The following is a 2,662-nucleotide window of genomic DNA, read 5'->3' as shown; positions in this document are numbered from 1 at the left end:
CAATCCCTGAGGAGAACAAGAAAGCTATTGCGGACGAGGCGTATGTTGTGGCAAAGGAGTTCATAGAGGCATTCAGAGCCGTGGGAAGCGCGACGAAGCTCGCTGAAAAGCTTGCTGGGTGAAAAATTAATTTCATCCTGAATTAATATGAAAATATACATATTAACCTTATTCCCTGAGCTTTTCGAATGTTACATAAAAAGTGGGCTTGTTGCTAAAGCCTGCGAAAACGGGCTTTTGGAGTTTCATTTCATAAACTATCGCGATTTCACCAATGACCCTCATCGCACAGTTGACGACCTACCATACGGCGGCGGAGCAGGAATGGTGATAAAACCAGAACCGGTCATAAAGGCATTCCTTTCAATCCCTCAGGAGGAGCGGGAGAAAGCCATGCGAATAATACCTTCCGCTCGAGGTGCGCTTTTCGACCAGAGCTGGGCTGAGAAAATGTCGAGGGCAGAAACGCTTATATTCTTTGCAGCGCGATACAAAGGCTTCGACCAACGCATATCCGAGCTTATGGACGCCACCGAACTTTCTATCGGGGATTATATCCTTCAGGGGGGCGAATTGCCAACCATGGTTATGATTGATGCGGCGATAAGGCTTATCCCTGGGTTTTTGGGCGACAAGGATTCAGCGGCTACTGATTCTTTCTCGGATGTGAGCCGAATACTTTCTGCACCCGATTACACGAGGCCGCAGGAGTTCATGGGGAAAAAGGTGCCCGATGTGTTGCTTTCGGGAAATCACGAGGCTATACGGCGCTGGCGGAGAAGAGAGGGTATAAAGCTTACTATGGAGCGAAGACCCGACCTAATAAGGCTTTCAAAACTTACTGACGAGGACATCGAGTTCATAAACGAGCTGAGAGACTGGATAAAAGAGCGGCTCAGGGAAAAAGAGAATCGCGCGGAATAAACTTGAGAATAGTTCTTTCGAACTCGCTCCCAAAGGCATCACTTTTTTACATACGCATTGAACGAACAGTAGGTGACCATGAAAATTAACGAAAGAGTTCTTCTCGCCTTTCTTCTCGGCGTTTTTTCAATACTTTCGCAAACCATACTTCTGCGCGAGCTTTTTGCTGTTTACGGTTTTTCTGAGATATTGTTCACGATGCTTCTTTTCTTCTGGCTTTTCTGGGGTGCCATCGGAAGCCTAACATTTAGAAGCGGTAGCCCATCGGGAGCTCTGGCGATTCTTGTGCTTTTGTCTGTCTTGATACCCTTATTCGTGAAAATCACTGCATTGTTTTTAAGACCTGAGCTTGGCGTTATAGTTCCAGTTTTAAGGGTTGTCGCGGCGGGTGCTATGTGTTCTTTTGTGGCGTTTTTTGGTGGAAGAGCTTTCGCGGCTATATCGAAGGGTGCAAAAGCGGGATTGCTTTATGCCTGTGAGGGAGTTGGTGCATTCGTTGCTGGCATTATTTCGATGTTTCTCCTTACAGTCTTGCCATCTCACTGGCTTATGGCGATAATGGCTGTTCCCGCAGCGTTGATAATTCTTAGGGCTGGATTCCCGAAAAATTCTTTGATAGCATTTTCCTCAATAGCTATCGCGTTTGCGGCTCAATTTTTGGCTCCATTTTTTGATAGCTTGCTTTTCCCGGGCTTTATTGTCAATTTCAAGGAGTCACATTATGGGAGGATTGCGTCGCTTTCACGCGGTGACGAGACCTACATATACGAGAATGGCCACCTCATATGCTCCAACGCCGACACTCTTTCTGCGGAGCAGATTATTCATCCTGTTATGTGGGCGCACGACTCGCCGAAAGAAGTTCTTCTGGTGGGTGGTTTGCAGTTCGCAGCTTTAAGAGACATATTAAAGCACAATCCGAATCGAGTCATAGTCCCTTTCGTTGATTATCCGCTTCTTGAGAGTATGGTCGCCAACATCCCCGCGATAAGGTCATCGATAAAAGACCCTCGAGCAGAGATAGTGCCATCGGACCCTCGGACATATCTTTCAAGAACAACGAAAAAGTTCGATGTTATAATCGTTGCGCCTGGGTTTCCGCAAAGCGGTGTTGACAACAGGTTCTGGACGGTGGAGTTTTTTGAGCAGCTCAAATCACATGTGAGGGTTGGCGGGATAGTAGCCATCTCTTTGCCGGTTGGTATGAACTTTCTGTCGGAATATCAATCAGAGCTGGCTGCCTCGGTGTGGAAGACATTCAGAAATGTTTTTCCAGATGCTCAGATTTACTTTCCTGAATCGCATGTTTTAATGGTTGCGAGTGCTGAGAAGGGTTTTGATTTTCTAAAAAAACTTTTGGGGAGAAAGTTGCGAGTCATCAATGCTGCAACGATTCGCCCTGAATATCTTCCGTTACTATATCAGCGGAACCGTTCGGAAACACTTATCCGTCAACTTGCCAGCGCACATTTTGCGCGCATAAACCGTGATTGGCGCCCGCAGGCGTATTTATGGGGGATTCTTCAGCAAGCTAAACTTGGCGGCACGAAAATCCCCACCAAGGCGCTATCGGACAGCGTAGTAAGAACTTTTGCAAAATATTTCCTTATTCTTTTGTTCCTGATCGTGATTTTAACAAGAATTTTAAGGAGAAGCGTTTTCGGCTGGGTGTTCGCTGGCGGAGTGTGGGGATTAGGCATTCAAACGCTTATTTTACTGGTTTTTCAGGCTAATTTTG

Annotated in this window: 2 protein-coding genes; both read left to right on the top strand. The window is 46.4% G+C overall.

Features of this window, described 5'->3' with window-relative positions:
* Positions 1-147: 147 nt before the first annotated feature.
* Entirely contained in the window at positions 148-924 is a 777-nt protein-coding gene (trmD, locus tag J7J62_08920) for a tRNA (guanosine(37)-N1)-methyltransferase TrmD (protein ID MCD6125274.1), read from the top strand.
* A gap of 78 nt (positions 925-1,002) precedes the next feature.
* A partial coding sequence (locus tag J7J62_08915) for a hypothetical protein (protein MCD6125273.1) occupies positions 1,003-2,662 on the top strand: 1,660 nt, incomplete at its 3' end.

The sequence above is a fragment of the bacterium genome (assembly GCA_021159335.1).
In the GTDB taxonomy this organism is placed as follows: Bacteria; UBP14; UBA6098; order B30-G16; family B30-G16; genus JAGGRZ01.
Note: the sequence above shows the minus strand (reverse complement) of the source record. Positions and strands in the feature narration are given on the sequence as shown.